The organism is Actinomadura chibensis NBRC 106107, from assembly GCF_001552135.1.
GTDB classification, from domain to species: Bacteria; Actinomycetota; Actinomycetes; order Streptosporangiales; family Streptosporangiaceae; genus Spirillospora; species Spirillospora chibensis.
In genome coordinates, this window is sequence record NZ_BCQP01000038.1 from 67,620 (window position 1) to 90,677 (window position 23,058).

The 23,058-nt window shown below is 75.5% G+C and carries 23 protein-coding genes; 8 read left to right on the top strand and 15 right to left on the bottom strand.

From position 1 onward, the window contains the following. Positions 1–12 precede the first annotated feature (12 nt). Positions 13–687 carry a response regulator gene (locus ACH01S_RS22230; RefSeq protein WP_067894463.1) on the top strand — a complete coding sequence of 225 codons (675 nt, stop codon included), beginning with the start codon at positions 13–15 and terminating at the stop codon, positions 685–687. Positions 688–716: 29 nt separating this feature from the next. Here the strand turns inward: ACH01S_RS22230 and ACH01S_RS22235 are convergent, their stop codons facing one another. Then, positions 717–1,670, bottom strand: coding sequence for a quinone oxidoreductase family protein (locus ACH01S_RS22235; RefSeq protein WP_067894483.1), 954 nt, complete (start codon positions 1,668–1,670; stop codon positions 717–719). Between the two features lie 63 nt (positions 1,671–1,733). Continuing rightward, positions 1,734–2,480: an SDR family NAD(P)-dependent oxidoreductase gene (locus ACH01S_RS22240; protein ID WP_067894485.1), complete on the bottom strand. Its 747-nt coding sequence runs from the start codon at positions 2,478–2,480 to the stop codon at positions 1,734–1,736. A gap of 45 nt (positions 2,481–2,525) precedes the next feature. Here ACH01S_RS22240 and ACH01S_RS22245 point away from each other — a divergent pair, with 45 nt between their 5' ends. Both ACH01S_RS22245 and ACH01S_RS22250 read left to right on the top strand, forming a co-directional pair. Continuing rightward, on the top strand, positions 2,526–3,749 hold the full coding sequence (locus ACH01S_RS22245; RefSeq protein WP_067894488.1) for an acyl-CoA dehydrogenase family protein: 1,224 nt from the start codon (positions 2,526–2,528) through the stop codon (positions 3,747–3,749). After that, on the top strand, positions 3,746–4,432 hold the full coding sequence (locus ACH01S_RS22250; protein ID WP_067894490.1) for a TetR/AcrR family transcriptional regulator: 687 nt from the start codon (positions 3,746–3,748) through the stop codon (positions 4,430–4,432). Before ACH01S_RS22245 ends, ACH01S_RS22250 begins: the two co-directional genes overlap by 4 nt. A 9-nt stretch (positions 4,433–4,441) precedes the next feature. Here the strand turns inward: ACH01S_RS22250 and ACH01S_RS22255 are convergent, their stop codons facing one another. Next, a complete protein-coding gene (locus tag ACH01S_RS22255; RefSeq protein ID WP_218010352.1) occupies positions 4,442–5,461 on the bottom strand; it encodes an ROK family transcriptional regulator in 1,020 nt (339 codons plus the stop codon). Positions 5,462–5,534: 73 nt separating this feature from the next. Here ACH01S_RS22255 and ACH01S_RS22260 point away from each other — a divergent pair, with 73 nt between their 5' ends. Next, positions 5,535–6,779 (top strand): MFS transporter, encoded by a 1,245-nt coding sequence (locus tag ACH01S_RS22260; RefSeq protein ID WP_067894495.1) that lies wholly within the window; start codon positions 5,535–5,537, stop codon positions 6,777–6,779. 6 nt (positions 6,780–6,785) lie between these two features. On the opposite strand, the gene kynU is transcribed toward ACH01S_RS22260, so the two are convergent. Genes kynU through ACH01S_RS22295 form a run of 7 tightly spaced genes read right to left on the bottom strand, consistent with a single transcriptional unit; the run spans position 6,786 to position 13,081 of the window. Then, positions 6,786–8,039 (bottom strand): kynureninase, encoded by a 1,254-nt coding sequence (gene kynU, locus ACH01S_RS22265; protein WP_067894499.1) that lies wholly within the window; start codon positions 8,037–8,039, stop codon positions 6,786–6,788. Continuing rightward, positions 8,036–9,097, bottom strand: a complete 1,062-nt coding sequence (locus ACH01S_RS22270; RefSeq protein WP_246237219.1) for an amidohydrolase family protein — start codon at positions 9,095–9,097, stop codon at positions 8,036–8,038. The genes kynU and ACH01S_RS22270 overlap by 4 nt, the downstream gene beginning before the upstream one ends. Further along, positions 9,090–9,662, bottom strand: coding sequence for a 3-hydroxyanthranilate 3,4-dioxygenase (locus tag ACH01S_RS22275; RefSeq protein WP_067894502.1), 573 nt, complete (start codon positions 9,660–9,662; stop codon positions 9,090–9,092). The genes ACH01S_RS22270 and ACH01S_RS22275 overlap by 8 nt, the downstream gene beginning before the upstream one ends. After that, entirely contained in the window at positions 9,659–10,102 is a 444-nt protein-coding gene (locus ACH01S_RS22280) for a RidA family protein (RefSeq protein WP_246237218.1), read from the bottom strand. Before ACH01S_RS22280 ends, ACH01S_RS22275 begins: the two co-directional genes overlap by 4 nt. Further along, positions 10,099–10,842, bottom strand: coding sequence for a 2-keto-4-pentenoate hydratase (locus ACH01S_RS22285; RefSeq protein ID WP_067894505.1), 744 nt, complete (start codon positions 10,840–10,842; stop codon positions 10,099–10,101). Before ACH01S_RS22285 ends, ACH01S_RS22280 begins: the two co-directional genes overlap by 4 nt. Further along, the gene (locus ACH01S_RS22290) at positions 10,842–11,630 is read right to left on the bottom strand and encodes a 2-keto-4-pentenoate hydratase (RefSeq protein WP_148344815.1); all 789 of its coding nucleotides are present in this window, start codon (positions 11,628–11,630) and stop codon (positions 10,842–10,844) included. Before ACH01S_RS22290 ends, ACH01S_RS22285 begins: the two co-directional genes overlap by 1 nt. 11 nt (positions 11,631–11,641) lie before the next feature. Beyond that, the gene (locus ACH01S_RS22295) at positions 11,642–13,081 is read right to left on the bottom strand and encodes a 2-hydroxymuconic semialdehyde dehydrogenase (RefSeq protein ID WP_067894508.1); all 1,440 of its coding nucleotides are present in this window, start codon (positions 13,079–13,081) and stop codon (positions 11,642–11,644) included. 113 nt (positions 13,082–13,194) lie between these two features. On the opposite strand from ACH01S_RS22295, the gene ACH01S_RS22300 reads away from it, so the two are divergent. Beyond that, positions 13,195–14,163 carry a LysR substrate-binding domain-containing protein gene (locus ACH01S_RS22300; protein ID WP_067894511.1) on the top strand — a complete coding sequence of 323 codons (969 nt, stop codon included), beginning with the start codon at positions 13,195–13,197 and terminating at the stop codon, positions 14,161–14,163. Here ACH01S_RS22300 and ACH01S_RS22305 read toward each other — a convergent pair. Next, complete coding sequence (locus ACH01S_RS22305) at positions 14,160–15,023, bottom strand: alpha/beta hydrolase (RefSeq protein ID WP_174564903.1); 864 nt, start codon at positions 15,021–15,023, stop codon at positions 14,160–14,162. The two genes, ACH01S_RS22300 and ACH01S_RS22305, sit on opposite strands and share 4 nt — an antisense overlap. A gap of 49 nt (positions 15,024–15,072) precedes the next feature. Then, the gene (locus ACH01S_RS22310) at positions 15,073–16,662 is read right to left on the bottom strand and encodes an ABC-F family ATP-binding cassette domain-containing protein (protein WP_067894514.1); all 1,590 of its coding nucleotides are present in this window, start codon (positions 16,660–16,662) and stop codon (positions 15,073–15,075) included. A 73-nt stretch (positions 16,663–16,735) separates the two neighbouring features. Here ACH01S_RS22310 and ACH01S_RS22315 point away from each other — a divergent pair, with 73 nt between their 5' ends. Beyond that, positions 16,736–17,389 (top strand): TetR/AcrR family transcriptional regulator, encoded by a 654-nt coding sequence (locus tag ACH01S_RS22315; protein ID WP_067894517.1) that lies wholly within the window; start codon positions 16,736–16,738, stop codon positions 17,387–17,389. Here ACH01S_RS22315 and ACH01S_RS22320 read toward each other — a convergent pair. From ACH01S_RS22320 to ACH01S_RS22330, 3 genes are read right to left on the bottom strand one after another with little or no spacing between them, the layout of a single operon-like run. Further along, on the bottom strand, positions 17,386–17,841 hold the full coding sequence (locus ACH01S_RS22320; protein WP_067894520.1) for an NUDIX domain-containing protein: 456 nt from the start codon (positions 17,839–17,841) through the stop codon (positions 17,386–17,388). The genes ACH01S_RS22315 and ACH01S_RS22320 overlap by 4 nt on opposite strands. Beyond that, a complete protein-coding gene (locus ACH01S_RS22325; RefSeq protein ID WP_067894522.1) occupies positions 17,838–18,476 on the bottom strand; it encodes a response regulator transcription factor in 639 nt (212 codons plus the stop codon). Before ACH01S_RS22325 ends, ACH01S_RS22320 begins: the two co-directional genes overlap by 4 nt. Further along, positions 18,464–19,705, bottom strand: a complete 1,242-nt coding sequence (locus ACH01S_RS22330) for a sensor histidine kinase (protein WP_067894525.1) — start codon at positions 19,703–19,705, stop codon at positions 18,464–18,466. The genes ACH01S_RS22325 and ACH01S_RS22330 overlap by 13 nt, the downstream gene beginning before the upstream one ends. A 172-nt stretch (positions 19,706–19,877) precedes the next feature. On the opposite strand from ACH01S_RS22330, the gene ACH01S_RS22335 reads away from it, so the two are divergent. Beyond that, positions 19,878–20,624: an ABC transporter ATP-binding protein gene (locus tag ACH01S_RS22335; RefSeq protein ID WP_067894528.1), complete on the top strand. Its 747-nt coding sequence runs from the start codon at positions 19,878–19,880 to the stop codon at positions 20,622–20,624. Then, positions 20,621–23,056 (top strand): FtsX-like permease family protein, encoded by a 2,436-nt coding sequence (locus ACH01S_RS22340; RefSeq protein ID WP_083980987.1) that lies wholly within the window; start codon positions 20,621–20,623, stop codon positions 23,054–23,056. The genes ACH01S_RS22335 and ACH01S_RS22340 overlap by 4 nt, the downstream gene beginning before the upstream one ends. Positions 23,057–23,058: the final 2 nt, after the last annotated feature.

Genomic DNA, 23,058 nt, shown 5'->3' on the forward strand with positions numbered 1-23,058 from the left:
TAAAGTGTCCTGGTGACGATTCGGGTGCTGATCGCCGACGACCAGGTGATGATCCGCGACGGGCTCGCGGCGCTGCTGTCCTCCGACCCCGGGATCGAGGTGGTCGGGCAGGCGGGCAACGGCCGGGAGGCCGTCGAGATGGCCCGGGCGCTCGACCCGGACGTGATCGTCATGGACATCCGGATGCCGGAGATGGACGGCCTCGCCGCCACCGCCGAGCTGGTCGGCGAGCCCGCCGCCGACGCCGACCCGGCGGACACGCGGCCGAAGGTGCTGGTCCTCACGACGTTCGACCTGGACGAGTACGTCTACGAGGCGCTCGGCGCGGGCGCCAGCGGCTTCCTGCTGAAGGACGCCTCGGCCGCCGACCTCGTCAGCGGCGTGCGGATCGTCGCCGCCGGGGACGCGCTGCTCGCGCCGTCCATCACCCGGCGGCTGATCGGCGACTTCGCGCGCCGGCGGCGGCACCAGCGGCCGAGCCCGCAGGCGACGGCGGGCCTCACGCCGCGCGAGCTGGACGTGCTCCGGCTGATCGCGCGCGGGCTGTCCAACGCCGAGATCGCGGCGGAGCTGGTGCTGGCCGAGCAGACGGTGAAGACCCACGTCGGGCACGTGCTCACCAAGCTGACCCTGCGCGACCGCACCCAGGCCGTCGTCTACGCCTACGAGAACGGCCTCGTCGGCTAGGACTCGTCGGCTAGGGCCCGCGGGCAGGGCTAGCGGGACGGGTCGAGGACGAGCTTGCCGGTCGTCCGGCGGGCGCGCAGGTCCTCGTGGGCGCGGCGCGCGTCGGTGAGGGCGTACTCGCCGCCCGCGACGACGCGGAGCCGCCCGGCGGCGGCGAGGCCGAACAGCTCGTCCAGGGCGGTGCGCATCACGTCCCCGGGGAGCTGGAAGACGTGGGGCAGCCACATGCCCGCGATGGTCGTCGAGTGCGCCAGCAGCGTCGCCGGGCGGACCGCCGCCGGCTCCTCCCGCGACGCCATCCCGTAGAAGGCGAGGCGTCCGAAGGGGGCGAGGGCCCGCAGGCTCCGGTCGGTGACGCTCCCGCCGGTCATCTCCAGGACGACGTCGACCCGCTTCCCGCCGTTGGCGTCGACGAGGGCGTCCTCTAGGTCGGGCTCGGTCGCGTCGATCGCGACGTCCGCGCCGAGGTCGCGGGCGAGGGCCCGCTTCTCCTCGGACGAGGCGGTGGCGATGACGCGTCCCGCGCCCCACGCCTTCGCGAGCTGGACCGCGAGGCTCCCCACCCCGCCCGCGGCGGCGTGCACGACCACCGACTCCCCCGCCGCCAGGTGGACGCAGCGGCGCAGCAGCACCCACGCCGACGCGCCCTGGATGATCATGCCGAGGGCGGTGACGTCGTCGATGGCGTCCGGGACGTCCCAGGCGAGCGCCTCGGGCGCGACGGCCCGCTCGGCGTAGCCGCCGGTGCCGGTGAGCGCGACGACGCGGCGGCCGTCCGCGACGCCGACGACCTCGCCGCCCGGCACCATCGGCAGCGTGGACTCCTGCAGGTAGCTGTTCTCGGCCTGGTGGGTGTCGGCGTAGTTGACCCCGGCCCGCGAGACGTCGATGAGCAGGTGCCCCGGCCCGGCGGACGGCTCGGGCAGGTCGGCGACGGTGAGCACCTCCGGCCCGCCGAACTCGGTGATCTGGATCGCGCGCATGTCTCTCCCGTCACTGTCGGCCCTTTGTCGGCCCGCTGTCGGCTCGCTGTCGGCCGGACTTCCTCAGCGCGGCCCGGGGACGCCGCGGAACCGGAACGGCTCGGACTCCCGGCCCGGCACCACGTACCACGCCTCCCCGGTCCCGTCCCCGGCGAGGAGGCGCATGAACGCCTCGACGACGTCTTCCACGTCCAGGATCGGGAACCCGGTCTCCTGGAGGTGCCCCTTCAGCGGGACGAGGATGTCCGTGTCGGCGAAGGACGGGCAGAGCGCGTTCACCCTGATCCCCTCCCCCTCATGGGCGGGGCCGAGGGCGCGGACGAGCCCGACCACGGCCGCCTTGTTCGCGCCGTAGACGGGGTCGAACGGCGCGGCGGTGAGCCCGGCCATGCTGGCGGTCGCGACGATGTCGCCGCCGCCGCGGGCGCGCAGCGCGGGCAGCGCCGCGTGGACGCCGAAGACGACGCCGTCGAGGTTGACGCCCATCGCCCGCCGGTACCCGGCGAGGTCGAACCCGTCGCCGAGGCCGCCTCCCCCGGCCACGCCCGCGTTGAGGAACGCGACGTCCAGGCCGCCGAAGCGGTCGACCGCCACGGCGACGGCCGCCTCGCTGTCGGCGGGCTCGCGGACGTCGCAGCGGACGAACGCGCCGTCCAGCTCCGCCGCGAGCGCGCCCCCGGCCTCGGCGTCGACGTCGGCGAGGACGACCCGCGCGCCGCCGCGCGCCAGCCTCCGGGCGACCGCCGCCCCGATGCCGTGCGCCCCGCCCGTGATCAGCGCGACCTTGCCGTCCGCCGCGAACGAAGGCATGGGGCTCCCTCCAGAAGTAACTGACCCGTCAGTTACTCTAGCGGAATGGACTTCGGTTTGAGCGAGCGGGCCCGGGACCACCTCGGCCGCCTCCAGGACTTCATGGCCTCCCACGTCTACCCCGCCGAGCCCGTCTACGCGGCGCAGCGGGCCGAGCTGCGCGCGGCGGGACGGGAGCACCACGTCCCGCGGGTCGTCGAGGACCTCAAGGTGGAGGCGCGCAAGCGGGGCCTCTGGAACCTGTTCCTTCCGGACAGCGACGACCCGGCGCACGGCCTGTCCGTCACGGACTACGCGAGCCTCGCCGAGGTCACCGGCCGGTCCGTCGAGCTGGCGCCCGAGGCCATCAACTGCGCGGCGCCCGACACCGGCAACATGGAGGTGCTGCACCTGTTCGGGACGCCCGAGCAGAAGGAGAGGTGGCTGAGGCCGCTGCTGAACGGCGAGATCCGCAGCGCCTTCGCGATGACCGAGCCGGACGTCGCGAGCTCGGACGCGCGGAACATCGCCACCCGCATCGAGCGCGACGGCGACCACTACGTGATCAACGGCCGGAAGTGGTGGATCACCGGCACCGCCGACCCGCGCTGCCGGATCATGATCGTGATGGGCAAGACGGACCCGGACGGGCACCCCTACCGGCAGCAGTCGATGGTGCTCGTCCCGATGGACACGCCCGGGGTGGAGATCGTCCGGCCGCTGCCCGTGTTCGGCTACCAGGACCAGCACGGCCACTGCGAGATCACGCTCACCGACGTCCGGGTCCCGGTGGAGAACCTCGTCGGCGAGGAGGGCGGCGGGTTCGCGATCGCGCAGGCCCGGCTCGGGCCCGGCCGCATCCACCACTGCATGCGCGCGATCGGCGTCGCCGAGCGGGCGCTCGAGCTGATGTGCGAGCGCGCCCTGTCGCGCGAGGCGTTCGGCGGGCCGCTCGCCAGGCAGGGCGTCGTGCAGCAGCAGATCGCCGAGGCGCGGATGGCGATCGACCAGGCCCGGCTGCTCACGCTGAAGACCGCGTGGCTGATCGACAAGCAGGGCGCGCAGGCGGCGCGGTCGGAGGTCGCGGCGATCAAGGTGATCGCGCCGCGCGTCGCGCTGGAGGTCGTCGACACCGCGATCCAGATCCACGGGGGCGCAGGCGTCAGCGACGTCACGCCGCTCGCCGCGATGTGGGCGGGCCTGCGCACGCTGCGCCTCGCGGACGGCCCGGACGAGGTCCACGTCCGCTCCGTGGCCCGCGCCGAGCTGGCCAAGTACACGGGGAAATGACGGACGGCGCGGGCGGGACGGCGCCGCCCGGGACGGCGCCGGGCGCGCGGCGGCGGATGCCGCACGCCCGGCGGCGCGAGCAGCTCCTCCGGGTGGCGCTGGAGGAGTTCGGCGCGCGCGGCTACCACCTGACCCAGATGGAGCACGTGGCGGCCGCGGCCGAGGTGTCCAAGGCGCTGCTCTACCAGCACTTCGCCTCGAAGGAGGAGCTGTTCGCCGAGGTCACCGAGGCGATCGTCGCCGAGCTGACGCGGCGGCTGAACGCGGCGGTGCTCGCCGAGCACGGCTCCGCCGAGGGCATCCGCGCCATGATCCGGGTGCTGTTCGACTACGCCACCGAGGAGCCCGCCGCGTGGGCCCTGCTGGTCCGGCACATCGACAAGCCCGAGGTCGGGCTGGAGCTGCGCGAACTCCGCGACCGGCTCGGCGCCGCGTTCGCCGACCTGCTGCTGCGCCGCCGCCGCGCCGACCCGAAGCTGTCGCGGGCCGCGCTGGAGGTGAACGAGGCTCGGGCGCGGCTGCTCGTCCCGCTCATGTACGGGTCGATGCTGTCGATGGTGTCGTGGTGGCTGGAGCATCCGGACACGCCGCGCGAGCGCGCCGAGCAGATGGCGGGCGAGTTCATCTGGCTCGGCCTCGACCGGCTCCGCACGGGCGAGCGGCTGCCGAAGATCAGCGGCTAGCCGGACCCGTCAGCCGAAGACGTCGTCGCGGACGAGGTCGAGAGCGGTCAGCACCGCGCCGCGGCGGATCGTGTCGCCCTCGACCGCGCTCGCCCGCACCTCGGTGGGGGCGGGCGAGACGGCGTCGAGCCGGGCGGCGACCAGCCCGGCGAGGCGGTCGCCGCCGTCGCGGCCGATGCCGCCGCCGAGGACGACGAGGCCGGGGTCCATGACGGCGACGAGCACGAACACGCTCTCGACGAGCACGTCGGCGAGCGCCTCCGGGCCGAGGTCCCGGGCGACCCCGGCCTCGACCAGGTCGCAGAAGTCCTCGCCGCCGATCTTGAGGAGGCCGACCTCGCCCGCGCCGCCGGACGCGCCGCGCCGCAGCCGCCCGTCCAGGACGATCGCCGCGCCGACGCCGTCGTCCATCCAGAGGAGCGCGAAGTCGTCGCGCCCGGCCGCCGCGCCGCCCCGGTGCTCGGCGATGGCGGCGAGGTTGACCTCGTTCTCCACGATCACCCGGGTGCCGAGCCGGTCGCGCAGCGCCGGGCCGAGGTCGGGCCGTCCGCCGGGCACGTCGCCGCCGACGGCGAGCCCGGTGCGCGGATGGATCAGCCCCGGCGTGCCGAGGACGAGCGTGTGCGGGACGCGCCCGTCCGCCGCCTCGGACACCGTGTCGGCGATGAGCGCCACGAGGTCCGGCTCCGCCGGGAGCCGCCGGGACACGGCGCCGATCTCGTTCCCGGCGATGTCGGCGACCGTCACGTGGACGGCGTCGCGGCGCAGGTTCACCCCCGCCACGTGCGCGCGGTCCGCGACCAGGCCGTACAGGCGGGCGTTCGGGCCGCGCCGGTTCGCGCCGGTCTCCCCCGCCACCTCGATCAGCCCGCTCGCGCGCAGCCGCTCGATCAGGTCGGCCACGGTCGGCCGGGACAGCCCGGTCAGGTCGCGGAGCTGCGGCGCGGTCAGCGGGCCGCGCTCCAGCAGCAGGTCGAGCGCGAGCCGGTCGTTGATCGCGCGGGCCATCGTCGGGTCGGCGGTCTTCACGGAGGCCATATTAGTCAGGGTTCCTGCCTGATATCTCTTTTCATCAGGAAGCCTTCCTGTTAGTTTCCGGGACATGCATCTCCGTCATTCCGGGGGGACGACCCCCCGGGCCCCCCGGAAAAGCCGGGAGCACCGCGCCATCGGCGTGATCTTCATCGCCCACGGAGCCGTCGCAGGGACGCTCGCCACCCGCATCCCCTGGATCCAGGACCACCTCGGCCTGTCCCCCACCGTCCTCGGCCTCGCGCTGCTGTGCCCGTCCGTCGGCGCCTTCACCGGCATGCCGACGGCGAGCCGGGTGGCGCACCGGATCGGCGAGCGGCGCGCCGTCCGGCTGCTGATCGCCGCCTGGTGCGCGATCATCGCGCTGCCCGCGCTCGCGCCCGCGCCCGGCTGGCTGTTCGCCGCGATGCTGCTCTACGGCACCGCCGCCGGGATGAGCGACGTCGTGATGAACTCGCACGCGGTCGCGGTGGAGCGGGCGATCGGACGCCCGGTCATGTCCGGGCTGCACGGGCTGTGGTGCGTCGGCAGCCTCGCGGCGGGCGGCGTCGGGATCCTCGCCGCGCACCACGGCGTGGACGCCCGGCTGCACCTCGGGCTGGTCGCCGCCGTGCTGCTCGGCGTCGGCGTCGCGGGCGGGCGCGGGCTGCTGCCCGACCGTCCCGCCGCGGGCGCCCCCGCGCCGCGCCGGTTCGCGCTGCCGAACCGGGCCGTCCTCGCCATCGGGCTCGTCGGGTTCTGCGGGACGTTCGCCGAGGGCGCCAGCGCCGACTGGACCGCCGTCTACCTCACCGAGGTCACCGACGCGGGCCCCGGCCTCGCCGCCGCCAGCTTCACCGTCTTCATGACCTGCATGGCGGCGACGCGGCTCGCCGGGGACCGCCTGGTGCGGCGGCTCGGCGCGGCGAAGGTCGTCCGCTGCGGCGGCGGGGTCGCGGTGCTCGGCGGCGTCCTCGTCGTGGCGGCCCGCGCGCCGTGGACCGCGATCGCCGGGTTCGCGCTGATCGGCGTCGGCGTCGCGACGGTCGTCCCGCTGGTGTTCGCCGCCGCCGCCGACCGGGGCGCGACGCCCGGCGAGGGCGTGGCGGGCGTCGCGACGATCACCTACCTGTCCGGGCTGACCGCGCCCGCCGTCACCGGCTGGACCGCGGGCACCCTCTCCTACCCGGCCGCCTTCGCCATGATCACCTGCATCGTCGCGGTGATGACGGTCTCGGCGGGCGCGCTGCGCCCCCGCCCGTCCGGCGGGGCCGCCACACCGGCGACCCGGCCCGAACCGAGCGAGAGCCCGACGCTGACCGCACAGGATCGCTGACCGGGCCTACCGCCCGAGGAGGTCGGCGAGGGCTTCGGCGGCGCGGTGGCAGTCGTGGAACGTGCAGTACAGCGGGACGGGCGCCAGGCGCACGATGTCGGGCTCGCGGGCGTCCACGACCACGCCGTGCGCCTCCGCGAGCCGCCGCGTCAGGCCGCCCGCGTCCGGGACCCGCAGCGAGAGCTGGGCGCCGCGCGCGGCCGGGTCGGACGGGGTGACGATCTCGGTGACGGGCGCGAGGCTGGACGCGAGGTAGCCGGTGAGGCGCTCGCTCTTGGCGCGCAGCGCGTCCATCCCGACCCGGTCGAAGATCTCCAGCGAGGCCAGCACCGGGGCGAGGGCGAGGATCGGCGGGTTGGAGAGCTGCCAGGCGTCGGCGGAGGCGGGCGGCGCGATGTCCGGGTCCATGCGGAACCGGACGGCCGGGTCCGTCCCCCACCAGCCCGAGAGCTTCGGCACGGACGCGTCCCGGACGTGCCGCTCGTGCACGAAGCATCCGGCGACCGCGCCCGGCCCCGAGTTCAGGTACTTGTAGGTGCACCAGGCGGCGAAGTCGACGTCCCAGTCGTGCAGCCGCAGCGGGACGTTCCCCGCCGCGTGCGCGAGGTCCCAGCCGACCGCGGCACCGGCGGCGCGGCCCGCCTTGGTGATCGCCGGGATGTCCATGAGCTGTCCGGTCAGGTAGTTGACGCCGCCGAGCAGGACGAGCGCGACCGTGCCGCCCTCGCGTTCGAGGAAGGCGAGGACGTCCTCGGTGCGCAGGGCGTCCTCGCCGGGGCGGGGCCGCAGCCGGACGACCGTCCCGGCCGGGTCGAGCCCGTGGTGGACGGCCTGGCTCGCGACCGCGTACGAGTCGGACGGGAACGCCGCGTCCTCGATCACGATCCGCGTCCGCGGCCCGGCCGGGCGGTAGAAGCTCGCCATCAGCAGGTGCAGGTTCACCGTCAGCGAGTTCATCGCGACGACCTCGTGCGGCAGCGCGCCGACGAGCCGGGCGGCGGGCTCGCGGAGCAGCTCGTGGTAGGACACCCACGGGCGGCGGCCCCGCGTGTGCGCCTCGACGGCGAGGCGCGCCCAGTCGTCCAGCTCCTCGCGGAGCAGGTCCGCGGTGCGGCGCGGCTGGAGGCCGAGGGAGTTCCCGGCGAAGTACGCCGCCTCCGCGTACGGGCCGCCGGGCGCGGGCGGGACGTGGAACTCGCCGCGCAGCGTCGGCAGCGGGTCGGCGGCGTCGAGCCGCCGGGCCTCCTCTTCGGGACTCACTGCGCCAGTCCTTCGGTCGTCACGAGGTCTTGGGCCGGGGCGAAGAACGCCTCGGCGTTGCCGCCGAGCAGAAGGGCGCGTTCGGCGTCGTCCAGGCCGGGGCAGGCGCGGATCGCGGCGCCGGGCTCCTGCTCGCCGAGCGGGAACGGGTAGTCGGTGCCGAGCATGACGCGTTCGGGGCCCATCACGTCCACGAGCAGGCGGAGGGCGCGCGGGTCGAACACGGCGGAGTCGACGCAGAAGCGGTCCACGTACTCCGACGGGGGGCGCGGCGAGTCGGCGCGGACGAGGTCGCGCCGCCGCCAGGCGTTGTCGGCGCGTCCGAGCAGGAACGCGAAGCTGCCGCCGCCGTGGCAGAAGCACAGCCGCAGCGACCGCGGGATCCGCTCGAACGCGCCGGACAGCATCAGCCCGAGGATGCTGAGCTGCGTCTCGGCGGGCATCCCGCACAGCCACGGCAGCATGTGCCCGCGCATCCGGGACGCGCCGAGCATGTCCCACGGGTGGGCGAGGACGGGCAGCCCGAGCCCGGCGCAGTGCGCGAGGAACGCGACGATCCCGTCGTCGTCGAGGTTGCGGTCGCCGACGTGGTTGCCGATGTGGACGCCGCGGTGCCCGTCCGCCGCCGCCCGTGTCGCGACCTCGCAGGCGAGCGCCGGGTCCTGGAGCGGGACCTGGCAGAGCGGCAGCAGCCGGTCCGGCTCGGCGGCGCAGAACGCGAGGATACGGTCGTTGACGAGGTCGCACCAGTCGGCGGCGCGGGACGGCTCCGCCGCGTACCCGAACATCAGCGGCGTGGACGACACGGCCTGCGCGTCGACGCCCGCCGCGTCCATGTCGGCGATCCGGCGCGCCGGGTCCCAGAGTGCCTCGCCGACCGGGCGGTACTCGTCGTCGCCGCTCATCATCGTCCCGGCGCCGCCGCCGTCGAGGCGCAGCCACGGCTCGCCCGCACCCGCCAGCGTCCGGCCCTCGTCCCGGCTGATCGGCGGGAAGACGTGCGCGTGGACGTCGACGACCCACCCGCCGGTCACGCCGCCGGTCACGCCGTCAGTCACGGGGGGCCGTCGCCGGGACCATCGCCTGCGGCCACTGCTTCCCCGGGTGGACGGCCCCGCAGTTCGGGCACTTGCGGTCGCCGTCGTAGAAGCCCTGGAACACCGGCGGCAGGTCGTCCACGATCGAGCGGACCTGGAGTTCGGCGCGGTGGACGAGGTGGTGGCACTCGGTGCAGTACCACTCGAACGCCTCGGTCGTGCCCTCCGGGCGCGGGATCTCCACGACGAGGCCGATGGAGCCGGCCTCGGGCCGCTGCGGCGAGTGCCGGACGTGCGGCGGCAGCAGGAACACGTCGCCCTCGTTGATCTGGAGGTCGACCGGCGGGCGGCCGACCTCCTCCATGACGCGGAGGACCATGTTGCCCTTGAGCTGGTAGAAGAACTCCTCTTTCGGGTCGTCGTGGAAGTCGGTCCGCTGGTTCGGGCCGCCGACCACCATGACGATCAGCCCGGCGTCCTCGAACACCTGGACGTTGCCGACCGGCGGCTTCAGCAGGTCGCGGTGCTCGTCGATCCAGGACTCGAAGTTGAACGGCCGTCCGAAGGACAGCTGCGGCAGGGTCATGATCCGGCCTCCTCAGCGGGGCGGTCAGCGGGGACGTGGGCGACGCAGGCGATCTCGATCAGCAGGTGCGGGTGCGGGAGCTGGTGGACGGCGACCGTCGTGCGGGCCGGGCCCGTCTCGTCGAAGTACTCGCCGTAGACCTCGTTGTATCCCCCGAAGTCGTTCATGCTCACCAGGTAGGCCGTCACGTTGACGACGTCGGACAGCCCGCCGCCCGCCGCCTCCAGCAGGTCGCGGACGTTCTCGATGACGGCGCGGGTCTGCGCCCGGATGTCGAGGTCGGTGACGCCCATCGGGTCGGCGGACGCCCCGGCGAACGTCCCGTCCGGGCGGCGGGAACTGGTGCCGGACACGTACAGGAAGTCTCCGGCGCGCTTGACGTGCGGGAACCGCCCGCGCGGGCGGGCCTTGCCGGCGACGAGGATCGCGTCGTCGGTCACGTGGTCACCTCCACCGAGCCGAGCCCGGCGCCGGTGACGCGGACGTGCGCGTCCTTCGGCAGCGGGACGGCCGCCGTCGCCGCCCCCGCGAGGACGACCCATCCGGGTTCGAGCGCGATGCCCGCGCCGAGCGCGAGCCGCGCCGCGGCGCGCAGCGAGCGCGCCGGGTCCCCGAGGATCGCCGCGGACGACCCCGCCTGCGCCACGCGCCCGTCGACCTCCAGGAGCAGCCCGACGTTGGACACGTCGCGCGGCGGGCGCCAGGCGCCGAACCCGAACCGGGCGGCGGACGCGTTGTCGGCGATCACGTCCGGGAGCGTGAACTTGAAGTCGCTGTAGCGGGAGTCGAGCACCTCGAACCCGACCGCGACCCCGGCGACGGCCGACTCGACCTCGGCGGGCGAGCGGACCTCGCGCCCGATCAGGTACGCGATCTCCGGCTCGACCCTCGGATGGATCAGCCGGGACACGTCCACGGACGACTCGGCGACCATCGCGTCGGTGAGCAGACCCCAGATGACGTCGTCCACGCCCATCTGCGCCATCTTCGCGCGGCTGGTGAAGCCCATCTTGACCCCGGCGAGCCGCTCCCCCGCGCGGCGCCGCCGCTCGATCCCGGCCCGCTGCACCGCGTACGCGGTCGGGACGTCCAGCGGGGCGGTGTCGGTGAGCTTCGGGACGGCGGCGAGGTCGCGGGCGGCCTCGTCCAGCCGGGCGGCGAGCCCTTCGACGTCCACCATCAGCCCTCCTCCTTCCCGAACGCCACGCGGACGTCGCCGAGGCCGTCGACGCGGGCCTCGAACACGTCGCCGGGCGCGGCCGGGACGACCGGGCCGAGCGCGCCGGTCAGCACCGTGTCGCCCGCGCGCAGCGGGCGCCCGACCCGGACGAGGGTGTCGGCGAGCCACAGCGCCGCGTTCAGCGGGTGGCCGAGGCAGGCGGCGCCGTTGCCGGTGGAGACCTGCTCGCCGCGCCGCTCCATGACCATCCCGCACAGGCGCAGGTCGACGTCCTTGAGGAGCACGGGACGGTTCCCCAGCACGTACATCCCGGACGAGGCGTTGTCGGCGACGGTGTCGACGAGCGTGATGTCCCAGTCGCGGACGCGGCTGCCGACGACCTCGACGGCGGGCAGCGCGAACGCGGTCGCGCGGATCAGGTCGGCGGCGGTGTGCCGCTCGTGCGTCAGGTCGTGCTCCAGGACGAGCGCGACCTCGGCCTCCGCGCGCGGCTGGAGGACCGCGCCCGCCGGGATCTCCGCGCCGTCCGGGACGGCCATGTCGGCGAACAGCATGCCGAAGTCGGGGCTGTCCACGCCGAGCTGCTCCTGCACGGCGCGCGACGTCAGGCCGATCTTGCGTCCGGCGAGGCGGCGGCCCCCGGCGAGCCAGCGCTCGGTCAGCCGGTCCTGGACGGCGTAGGCGTCGTCCGCCGTCGCGACCAGGTCGCGGACGGGCGCGCACGGGATGCCGCCGGAGTGCGCGCCGAGCAGGCGCTCGGCGGCGGCGTCGATGTTCGTCGTGGTCACGGGGCTCGCTCTCAGATCTGGACGCACACGTTGACGGGCTCGGAGAAGAAGTCCAGGGAGTATTCCCCGCCCTCGCGTCCGATGCCGGACGCCTTCACGCCCCCGAACGGGGTGCGCAGGTCGCGGAGATTCCAGCAGTTCACCCAGACGATCCCGGTCTCGACACGCGGCGCCACCCGGTGCGCGCGGGACAGGTCCCGCGTCCACACCGTGGCGGCGAGGCCGTAGGGGCTGTCGTTGGCGAGCCGGAGCGCCTCGTCCTCGGTGTCGAACGGCGCGACGTGGCAGACCGGCCCGAAGATCTCCTCGCGGACGGCGCGGGCCGTCTCCGGCAGGCCGGTGAGGACGGTCGGCTCGACGTGGAAGCCGCCGTCGCGGGCGTCGCCGAACTCCGGAACGCCGCCGCCCGCGACGACCGTCGCGCCCTCCGCGCGGGCGAGGGCGTAGTAGGACAGGACCTTGTCGCGGTGCTCGGCGGAGATCATCGGGCCGTAGCCGTCGAGCGCGCGGGCGCGGCCCGCGAGCCGGGCGACGAACTCGTCGAAGATCGGGCGCTCGACGTAGACGCGCTCGGTGCAGAGGCAGATCTGCCCGGAGTGGGTGAAGCAGGAGCGGACCGTCCCGTCCACGGCGGCGTCGAGGTCGGCGTCGGCGAAGACCAGCGCCGGGTTCTTGCCGCCCAGCTCGAACGACACGGGCGTGACGTGGTCGGCGGCGTTCCGCATGATCGCGGCGCCGGTGGCGGACTCGCCGGTGAACGCGATCGCGTCCACGCCCTGGTGGGCGGTGAGGAACTCGCCCGCCGCGCCCGCGCCGTGCCCGTGGACGACGTTGAACACCCCGTCCGGGAGTCCCGCGTCGGCGATCACGCGGGCGAGCAGCGTCGCGGTCGAGGGCGTCTCCTCCGACGGCTTGAGCACGACGGCGTTCCCGCAGGCGAGCGCCGGGGCGATCTTCCAGGTGGACAGCAGCAGCGGCAGGTTCCACGGCGAGACGACCGCGACGACGCCGAGCGGGCGGCGCACCGTGTAGTTGAGGGCCTGGCCCGTCCCGACGCTCCAGCCGGGGACCGGCGTCGTGTACGACCGCTCGGGACGCCCGTAGAGCAGATCGGCGTAGGCGCGGAAGTTGCCCGCGGCGCGCGGGACGTCGACCGTCTCCGCGAACTCGCGGGGCCTGCCGGTGTCCGCGACCTCGGCGTCGACGAACTCCGCGAACCGGGCGTCGATGCCGTCCGCGATCCGGCGCAGCGCGGCGGCCCGCTCCGGCTCGCCGCCCGGCGCGCCCCACGGCCCGGTGAGCGCGGCCCGCGCGGCGGTGACGGCGTCGTCGACGACCTCGCGCGTCGCCTCGGGGACGGTGCCGAACTCCGTCCCGTCGACCGGCGAGACCAGCGGGAAGGGGCGTCCGTCCGAACGGAAGACGCCGCCGACAAAGTGCTCAGCCTTCATCTGTCCCTCCCGGGGAGCCGTCGCGCGATGATCCGATCCTCCGCCGCGGAAGCTATGCCTGGCAAATACCAATCGGCCGAGGAGCTATCACGAAATTGTGATAGTAAGGCGGCATGCGCGCGATCGACCTGCTCAACGGGCGGCTGAAGCTCCGGCACCTGGTGCTCGTCGTCGCCATCGCGGAGCGGGGCAGCGTGCTGCGCGCCGCCGAGCACCTCCACCTGGCGCAGCCCGCCGTGACGCGCAGCCTCCGCGAGGTCGAGGACGTCCTCGGCGTCGAGCTGTTCACCCGCGGCCCGCGCGGCGTCACGCCCACCCTGTTCGGGGACGTGTTCGTCGAGCACGCGCGGGCCGTCCTCGCCGAGCTGCGGCGCGCGGGCGAGCGGATCGGGGGCCTCGCGGACGGCGACGTCGGCACCGTCGCGATCGGCACGCTGCTCGCCGGGTCGAACGTCCTGCTGCCGCGGGCGATCGCCGCGCTGAAGAGGGAGCGCCCCGGCGTCACGGTGGTCGTCCGGGAGGCCACGTTCGACGCGCAGGTCCCGCGGCTGCTGGACGGCGAGATCGACCTGATCCTCGGCCGCCTCAACCCGATCGGCGACCTGCGCGGCCTCCGCCAGATCACCCTGTACGGGGAGCCGGTCCGGCTGGTCGCCCGGCGCGGCCACCCCGCCCGGTCGCGGGCCCCGCTGACGCTCGCGGACCTGCTCGACTACCCGTGGGTGCTGCCGCTGGAGCAGACGGCGCTGCGCGCGGAGCTGGAGCAGGTGTTCCGCGCGCAGGGGCTCGTCCCGCCGGGGAACCTGGTCGAGTGCACGTCGGTGCTGACCGTGCGGACGCTCGTCCGCGACACCGACATGATCGCGGCGCTGCCGGAGCTGGTCGCGCGCACCGACGCCGAGATCGAGCCGCTGCCGGTGCCGCTGGAGACCGTTCGCCGCCAGGTCGGGGTGACGCTGCCCGCGCAGCGCGCGCCGACGCCGTCCGCCCGGCTGATGCTCGACCACCTGCGCCGCGAGGCCGCCGAGATCAGCGGCACCGCCCCGCCCGCCGATCAGCCCACCGACCAGCCCGCCGACTAGACCGCGCGGACCAGGTCGGCGAGCGCGCCGCCGAGCGCCGACCCGGCGTCGCCGAGGTCGAGCACGACGTCGAAGTGGTCCCGGTCCGGGACGATCATCAGGTCGCCCGCGCCCCACCGCGCGTGGAACCTCCTCGACTGGTCGAGGAACCCGGCGCCGTCGTGCTCGGCGGCGGCGAACACGGCCGGGCAGCGGCGGTCCGCGGGCAGCAGCGCCGGGCTCAGCGCGGCGGCCCGCGCCTCGTCCAGCCGGACGTACTCGTTCACGTAGACGCGGGTGATCGGCCGGATGTCGAACAGGCCGGAGACCGGCAGCGCCGCCTTGACGACGTCGCCGGGCAGGCCGAGCGGCTCCTGCCAGCCGCCGACCATCGTCATGCCGGTGAGGTGGCCGCCCGCCGAGCTGCCGCCGACGACGATCCGGTCCGGGTCGAGGCCGTGCTCGGCCCCGTTCCGGTAGACCCAGGCGACCGCCGCGCGCACCTGCCGGACGATCTCCTCCAGCGTCGCCTTCGGCGCGAGCGTGTAGTCGGGCACGACGGTCGCGACGCCCTGCTCGTGAAGGCCCCGCGCCATGAAGGACGACTCGGCGCGCGACAGCGCCATCCAGTAGCCGCCGTGCAGGAACACGAACACCGGCCGGGGTTCTCCGTCGCCGGTGCCCCAGACGTCGAGGCGTTCGCCGCTCGCGTCGTCGTAGACGATCCCGGGGCTGCCCGGCAGGCCGTCGACGGCCCGCGCCGACAGGTCCCGGTACTGCCGCATGTGCCGCGCGAACAGCTCCTCGCCCGCCTTGCGCCGCACGTTGTAGGCGACGTCCAGCTCCTCGTCGGTCAGCTCGCTGCCCGGCCATCCGCCCATGTCGAACCCCCTCCGCTCCGGCACAGCCTCCCGCCCCGGAGCGGATTGATCAACTACCGGCGGCGGTCCAGACGGGCGCGTCCGACTCGCGGACGCCGCCGTCCGCGCCGAAGACGAGGTAGCGGTCGAAGTCGGCGGCGAACCACCGGTCGTGGGTGACGGCGAGCACCGTCCCCGAGTAGGACGCGAGCCCCTCCTGGAGGGCCTCGGCGCTGGCCAGGTCGAGGTTGTCGGTGGGCTCGTCCAGCAGCAGGAGCGTCGCGCCGGACAGTTCGAGCAGCAGGATCTGGAGCCGCGCCTGCTGCCCGCCGGACAGCGTCTCGAACGGCCGGGCGCCCGCCGGGGCCAGCTCGTAGCGGGCGAGCGCGGCCATCGCGTCGTTGCGGGTCAGCGCGTTCGCCGCCATGACGATCTCGGCGGGCGCGCGGCCGTGCAGGTCGGGCCGCGCGTGCGTCTGGACGAAGTGCCCCGGCACGACCCGCGCGCCCAGCCGGAACGCGCCGCCGTGCGGAACGTCGTCACCGGCCAGCAGGCGCAGGAACGTCGACTTCCCGGAGCCGTTCGAGCCGAGCACCGCGACGCGCTCCCCGTACCAGACCTCGGTGTCGAACGGGCGCGTCAGGCCCGTCAGCGCAAGGGACTCGCAGACGAGGGCGCGCTTGCCGGTGCGGCCGCCGCGCAGCCGCATCCGGACGTTCTGCTCCTTCGGCGCGCTCTGCGGCGGCCCCGCCTCCTCGAAGCGCCGCAGCCGGGTCCGCGCGGCCTGGTAGGACGAGGCGACCGCGTCGTTGTTCGTCGCGCGCTGGCGCAGCGTGTGGACGAGCCCCTTCAGGCGCGCGTGCTCGTCGTCCCAGCGGCGGCGCAGCTCGTGGAGGCGCTCGGTCCGGTCGCGGCGGGCCTGCGCGTACCCCGCGAAGCCGCCTCCGTGCACCCAGACGTCGCGGGACTCGACGGTGACGACGCGGTCGGCCGCGTCCGCGAGGAGCTGCCGGTCGTGCGACACCAGCAGGACGGTCTTTGCCGTGGCCCGGATCTTCTCCGCGAGCCATTCCTTGGCGGGGACGTCCAGGTAGTTGTCGGGCTCGTCCAGGAGGAGGACCTCGTCCGGGCCGCGCAGGAGCGCCTCCAGGACGAGCCGCTTCTGCTCGCCGCCCGACAGGGTCGTGACGCCTCGGCCCTTCGCCTCGTCGTAGGGCAGGCCGAGCGCGGCCGTCGTGCAGGCGTCCCAGACGACCTCGATGTCGTAGCCGCCCGCGTCGGTGTAGTCGGTGATCGCCTGCGCGTAGGCGAGCTGGGTCGGCGCGGTGTCGTCGAGCGCGCCCTCCGCCTCGGCCAGGGCGTCGGCCGCCTTCCGCACGCGGCCGGGCGCGACCGACAGCAGCAGGTCGTGGACGGTCCTGCCGTCCCGAATGCCGCCGATGAACTGGCGCATGACGCCGAGGCCGCCGGAGCTCGTCACGACGCCGTCCGTCGGCCGGACGTCGCCCGCGACCAGCCGCAGCAGGGTCGTCTTGCCCGCGCCGTTCGGGCCGACCAGCGCCGCCTTGGCCCCCGCCCCGACGCGGAACGAGACGTCGTCCAGCAGGATCCGGCCGTCCGGCAGCGCGTAGGTCAGGCGGCTCACCTCGATGTGCCCCACACAACTCCTTGAACGCTGTTTAGGAAACTGGATCGTTGATCCGGTACCCGCTCAATGTACTAGCCTGGGGCGCATGACGGACAGCGTGTGGCTGCGGGAGGACCGGCCGCGCCGGGAGGCGCCGCCCCTCACCCGCGAGCGGATCGTCGCCGCGGCGGTGGCGCTGCTCGACGCGGAGGGCGCCGGGCGGCTGACGATGCGCCGCCTGGCCGAGCGCCTCGGCACCGGGTCCACCACCCTGTACTGGCACGTCGAGACGAAGGACGACGTGCTGGAGCTGGCCCTCGACGCGATCTTCGGGGACGTCCCGCTGCCCTCCCCCGGCCCGGACTGGCGCGCCGACGTGATCGCGCTCGTGTCGGGCTGGCGGGACGCCATGCTCCGGCACCCGTGGTCGGCGGCCGTCCTCGGCGGGCGCCCGCTGCTCGGCCCCAATGTGCTCGCCCGCACCGACTTCCTCTACGCCGCGCTGGAGCGGGCGCGGCCGGGCGGGCCGTCCCCGGCCGCGGCCGCGTACGCGGTGGCGAACTACACGATCGGGTCGGCGCTGATGCAGGTCGGCGCCCAAGGCGGCGGGCCGGACGCGCGCCGCGCCGCCGGGGAGCACCTGCGCCGCCACCGCGACCGGTACCCGTCCCTCGCCGCGCACGGCCACCTGCCGGACGGCGGCTGGGACGCCGCCTTCGCCGAGGGCCTCGGCTACGTCCTCGACGGCCTGGTCCGCTAGCGGACCAGGCCGGGCAGGTCGGCCGCGTGGTCGCGCAGGTAGGCGCGGAGCATCTCCGGGATCAGGGCGACGGACGCCAGCGCCTCCGGCGTGCACGGGACGAGGTCCGGGTCGTACCGCCCGTTGGCGGGGTCGGCGAACTCGGGGCCGTGCCTGCGCGACAGGTCCATCGACGTCAGGCGGCACACGTAGAAGGTGTTCACCCGGTGTATCTCGGGCGACCGCTCGGCGCACGCGAACACCTGGCGGACGGGCCCGGCGGTCGCGCCGAGCTCCTCGTCCAGCTCGCGGCGCAGCGCGGCCTCCGGCGACGCGTCGGTCGGCTCGATCTTGCCGCCGGGGGTCGTCCAGTAGACGGGGCGGTCGGGGCGGGTCCGGCGCAGCAGGACGAGGGCGTCGCCGTCCAGGAGCAGCGCGCGGACGGCCCGCCGCACTCTCGGCGTCTCGGTCACGAGTTCAGGTAGGCCAGGACGGCGAGCACCCGGCGGTGCCCGCTGTCGGTCGGCGGAAGCCCGAGCTTGGCGAACACCGCGCCGATGTGCTTGCTGACCGACCGCTCCGTGATGACCAGCGTGGCGGCGATCGTGGCGTTGTCGAGCCCCTGCGCCATCAGGCCGAGGACCTCCCGCTCGCGCGGCGTCAGCGCCTGGAGCGGGTCGCGGCGGGTCGTCATGAGCTGCGAGACGACCTCCGGGTCGAGCGCGGTGCCGCCCGCCGCGACGCGGGACAGCGCGTCCAGGAACTCGTCGACCCGGCTCACCCGGTCCTTCAGCAGGTAGCCGACGCCCTCCGCGCCGCCCGCGAGCAGCTCGGCGGCGTAGGTCTCCTCGACGTACTGGGACAGCACGAGGACGGGCAGCCCCGGCAGCCGCTTGCGCGCCTCGACGGCCGCGCGCAGCCCCTCGTCGCGGAACCCGGGCGGCAGCCGGACGTCGAGGACGGCCGCGTCCGGCCGGTGCTCCAGCAGCGCGGGCAGCACGTCCGGGCCCGTGCCCGCGACCGCGACGACCTCGTGGCCGTCGGAGGTGAGCAGCATGACGAGGCCCTCGCGGAGGAGCACGTTGTCCTCGGCGATCACGATCCGCACGGCAGCTCCACGTCGAGCGTCGTCCCTCCACCGTCGGGGCTGTCGATGCGGGTCGTCCCGTCGAGCGCGGCGACCCGGCGGCGGATGCCGGCGAGGCCGCTGCCCCGGGCGGGATCGGCCCCGCCCTTGCCATCATCCCGCACGGCGACCAGGAGGCGGCCGGGTTCGCGGCGGACCGTGACCCAGCCGTGCCGGGCGCCGCTGTGCCGCGCGATGTTGGTGAGGGCCTCCGCGACGACGAAGTAGGCGGCGGCCTCGACGGCGGCGGGCGCGCGCGCCGCCGCCTCGCCGTCGCCGAGGTCCAGGTCGACGGGGATCGGCTGGCCCGCGGCGAGGGCGCGCAGCGCCCCGCCGAGGCCCCGGTCGGACAGGATCGGCGGGTAGATCCCGCGGATCACCGTGCGGAGCTGCGTCAGCGCCTCCTCGACGCCCTCCCTGGCCTCCAGGAACAGGGTGCGGGCGGCGTCCGGGTCGGCGTCGAAGCGGCGGTCGGCGAGGCCGAGCCGCAGCGCGGCGGCGACGAGCTGGGCCTGCGTCCCGTCGTGCAGGTCGCGCTCGATCCGGCGCAGCTCCGCGCCGTGCGCCTCCAGCGCCTCGGCGCGGGTCTCGGTCAGCTCCTCGACCCGCTCGGCGAGGCTGCGGCGGGTGGGGCCGAGCAGCACCTCGGCCAGCCGCGCCTGCCAGCGGGCGAGCCGCGGCACGAGCCACAGCAGGAGCAGCACGTCGAGGGCGGCCTGCAGGAACGGCATCGTCAGCGCCCGCGGCCAGCTGTCCAGCGTGACGAACGCGGACGTGGACCCGTCGGGCGCGGCCCACCACCACAGCGGCAGCGACAGCGAGTACGGGATCTGGGGCCACAGCCCCACGGCGAGCACGGCCGCGACCACGCCGGTGAAGCCGTGCACGGCCATCCAGGCGATGTCGCGCCAGGTGTCCGGGGAGCGGACGAGCCGTCCCGCCTCCGCCAGGCCGTCGCCGCGCGGCGGCCGGTACGGGGCGGGGATCTCGCGGCCGAGCACCTTCCCGGCCCGGCGGCGCTCGGCGTTGGCGAGCGCCCGCAGCGGCCGCACCACCGCCGGGAGCCACGGCAGCAGGACGACCATCAGCACCAGCCCGGCGAGCAGCGGGGCGAGCCCCGCCATCGCGGGCACCGCCGTGCGCAGCGCGCCGACCAACCGCCAGGTCGCGCCCGCGCTGCGCCGTACCGCCCTGCCCAGACCGCTGTTCATGTCACCCCTCCGCCACCGTATGCGGCGGCGGAGCGGCGCGCACCCGGGTCAGCCCCCGGGCCGGTGGTGTAGCCCGCTACACCACCGATTCGGGAGCGCGCGCCCATGTGCCGGGCCCCCGCCGAAACCTAGGTTCGACCAGGTGAGAGGCGGCATTCCACGGAGGGAACCCATGACGACCTTGACGGCCGGGACCGCACCGGCGACCGCGGCGGCCGCGGCGGTGGCGCTTGAGGCGGTCACCAAGGACTACGGCGACGTGCGGGCGCTGGACGGCGTCACCTGGACGTTCCCGCGCGGCGCGGTCACCGCCGTGATGGGCCCCTCGGGGTCGGGCAAGAGCACGTTCCTGCACTGCGCGTCGGGGCTGGACCGTCCGAGCGAGGGCACGGTCCGGGTCGGCGGCGTCGACCTCGGACGGCTCGGCGAGGCGAAGCTCACCCGGCTGCGGCGCGAGCGGATCGGGTTCGTGTTCCAGGCTTTCAACCTCGTCCCGTCGATGGACGTGGAGCGGAACATCACGCTGCCGTTGCACCTCGGCGGGACCGCTCCCGACCCGGCCTGGCTGGACGAGGTCGTCCGCCGGGTCGGGCTCGCGGACCGGCTGCGGCACCGCCCGGCCGAGCTGTCGGGCGGGCAGCAGCAGCGCGCCGCGCTCGCCCGCGCGCTGATCACCCGCCCGGAGGTCGTGTTCGCCGACGAGCCGACCGGCGCGCTCGACCCCCGCACCGCGCGGGACGTCCTGCGCCTGCTGCGCGAGGCCGCCGACCTGACCGGGCAGACGGTCGTGCTGGTCACCCACGACCCGGTGGCCGCCGCGTGGGCCGACTCCGTCGTGTTCCTCAGCCGCGGCCGCGTCGTCGACGAGCTGGTCGCCCCGACGGTCTCCGCCGTCATGAGCCGCTGGGAGACGCTGTGAGGATCAGGGGGGCCTTCGTCGGGATCTTCGTCGCGCTGGCGTTCGCGGCGACGCTCGTCGGGGCGTGCGGGGTGCTGCTGGAGTCGGCGCTGCGCGCGCACGCGCCGGTCGAGCGGTACGGCGCGGCCGCGGCGGTCGTGACGGGACCGGCCGAGGTCGAGCAGTGGATGAAGCAGCTCGGGTCCGAGCCGGAGCGGCAGCGCCGCCCGCTGGCCGAGCGCGCCCCGGTGCCCGTCGCGGCGGCGGCGAAGCTGCGGGCGGTGCCGGGCGTCCGGGACGTGGTCGCGGACGTGTCGTTCCCCGTCCTGCTCGGCTCGGGGCGGGCGGTCACGGGCCACGGCTGGGAGTCGGCCCCGCTCCGCCCCTACCGACTGGCCGCCGGGCACGCGCCGCAGGGGCCGGACGAGGTGGTGCTGAGCGAGTCGTCCGGGGTCCGGCCGGGCGGGACCGTCCAGGTGCAGGTGAACGGGGCGCCCCGCCCGTTCCGGGTCGCGGGGCTGGTGGGGGACGGTCCCGGCGCGGCGTTCTTCACGACCGCGACGGCCGCGTCGCTCTACGGGCGTCCCGGCCACGCCGACGCGCTGGCCGTGATCGCCGACGGGAAGGTCGGGGACGGCGCGCTCCGCGCCGCCGCGCCCGGCCTGACCGTCGCGACGGGCGCGGCGCGCGGCGACGCCGAGGACCGGGCGGTCGCGGCGGCGCGGCCCGACATCGTGGAGATCGCCGGTTCGCTCGGCGGCATCGCGATCATGACGGCGCTGGTCGTGGTCGGCGGGCTGATCGTGCTGTCGGTGCGGGAGCGGGCGCGCGAGCTCGCGCTGCTCCGCGCGGTCGGCGCGACGCCCTGGCAGGTGCGGGCGCGGATCGTCCGGGAGATCGCGCGGATCGGCGCGCCCGCCGCGCTCGCGGGCGGCGTCCTGTCGCTCGGGCTCGGCGCCGCGATGCACGCCGCGATGGTCCGCCGGGGCGTCCTGCCGGACGGCTTCGGCCTGTCGCTGAGCCCGCTGCCCGCGCTCGCCGGGTTCGCGGTGACGCTGCTCGCCGCCGTCGCGGCCGCGCTCCTCGCCTCGCTGCGGGTGTCCCGGATCCGGCCGGTGCGGGCGCTCGGCGAGACCGCCGCCGAGTCCGCGCGGCTCCCCCGCTGGCGGGTGATCACCGGGGTGGCGTTCCTGGTCCTCGGGGTGAACGCGCTCGGGTTCTCGGCCGCCACGACCGGCCCGGCGGCGAGCGCGTCGGTCGGCGGGCTGGTCATGTCTTTGATCGTCGCGACGGCGCTGCTCGGGCCGCTGGTGGCGCGGGCGGGAAACCGGGTCCTCGGGCGCGCCGCGCGGGCCGTCTCGCCGGTGGCCGGGCGGCTCGCGCAGCACTCCGCCGGGGCGGCCGCGCTGCGCGCGGGGTCGATCATCACTCCGGTCGCGCTGGCGGTGGCGTTCGCGGGCGTCCAGCTGTTCGCCCAGTCGACGGTCGCGCACGCCACGCGGGTGCAGGCCGCGGCCGGGGACCGCGCCGACCAGGTCATCGTCTCGGCGGGCCCCGGCCTCCCCCGGGACGTCGCCGCCGCCGCGCGCCGCGTCCCCGGCGTGACCGCCGCGACGCCGGTCAAGCGGACCACCGTGGTCATGTCGGTCAAGGAGCTCGGCGACCGGAACCTGCGCTCGCTGAACGCGCGCGGCGTCGGCCCGGACGCCGCCGCCACCATGGACCCGGACGTCTCCTCCGGCCGCCTCGCCGACCTGCGCGGCGCCGCCACGGTGGCGCTCAGCCGCGACGTCGCGAGCGGCCTGCGCGTCGGATCGACGGCGCGGCTGTGGCTCGGCGACGGGACGAGGACCGACGCCCGCGTCGTCGCCGTCTACGACCGGGGGCTCGGCTTCGGCGACGTGCTGCTCCCCCGCGACCTGGTCGCGGCGCACTCGTCCGTCCCGCTGGACGACCACGTCCTCGTCCGGGGGAAGGCCGACCTGCGCGCCGTCACCGCCGCCTACGCCGGGACCCGCGTGGTCTCCCCCGGCGACCTCCAGGCGGGCCTGTCGCAGGAGATCAGGCTCCAGGGCTTCATCAGCTACATCGTCGTGGCGGCGATCGCCGGGTTCATCCTCATCGGCGTCGTCACGACGCTGGCGCTGGCGACGGCGGCCAGGCGCCGCGAGTTCGCCCTGCTGCGGCTGGTCGGCGCGACCCGCCGCCAGGTGCTGCGGATGCTCCGGCTGGAGGCGGCGATCGTGCTCGGCACCGGCGTCGCGGCCGGGACGCTCATCGCCGCCGTCACGCTCCTCGCGTTCGCGACGGCCGTCACCGGGCTGCCGCTGCCGTCCGTCCCGCCGCTGACCGGCGCGGCGATCCTCGGCGGCGTGGCCGGCACCGGCGCGGCCGCGATCATGCTCCCGGCGCGGGCGCTGCTGCGCCGCCGCACGTCCCCGAACCTCACCTGACA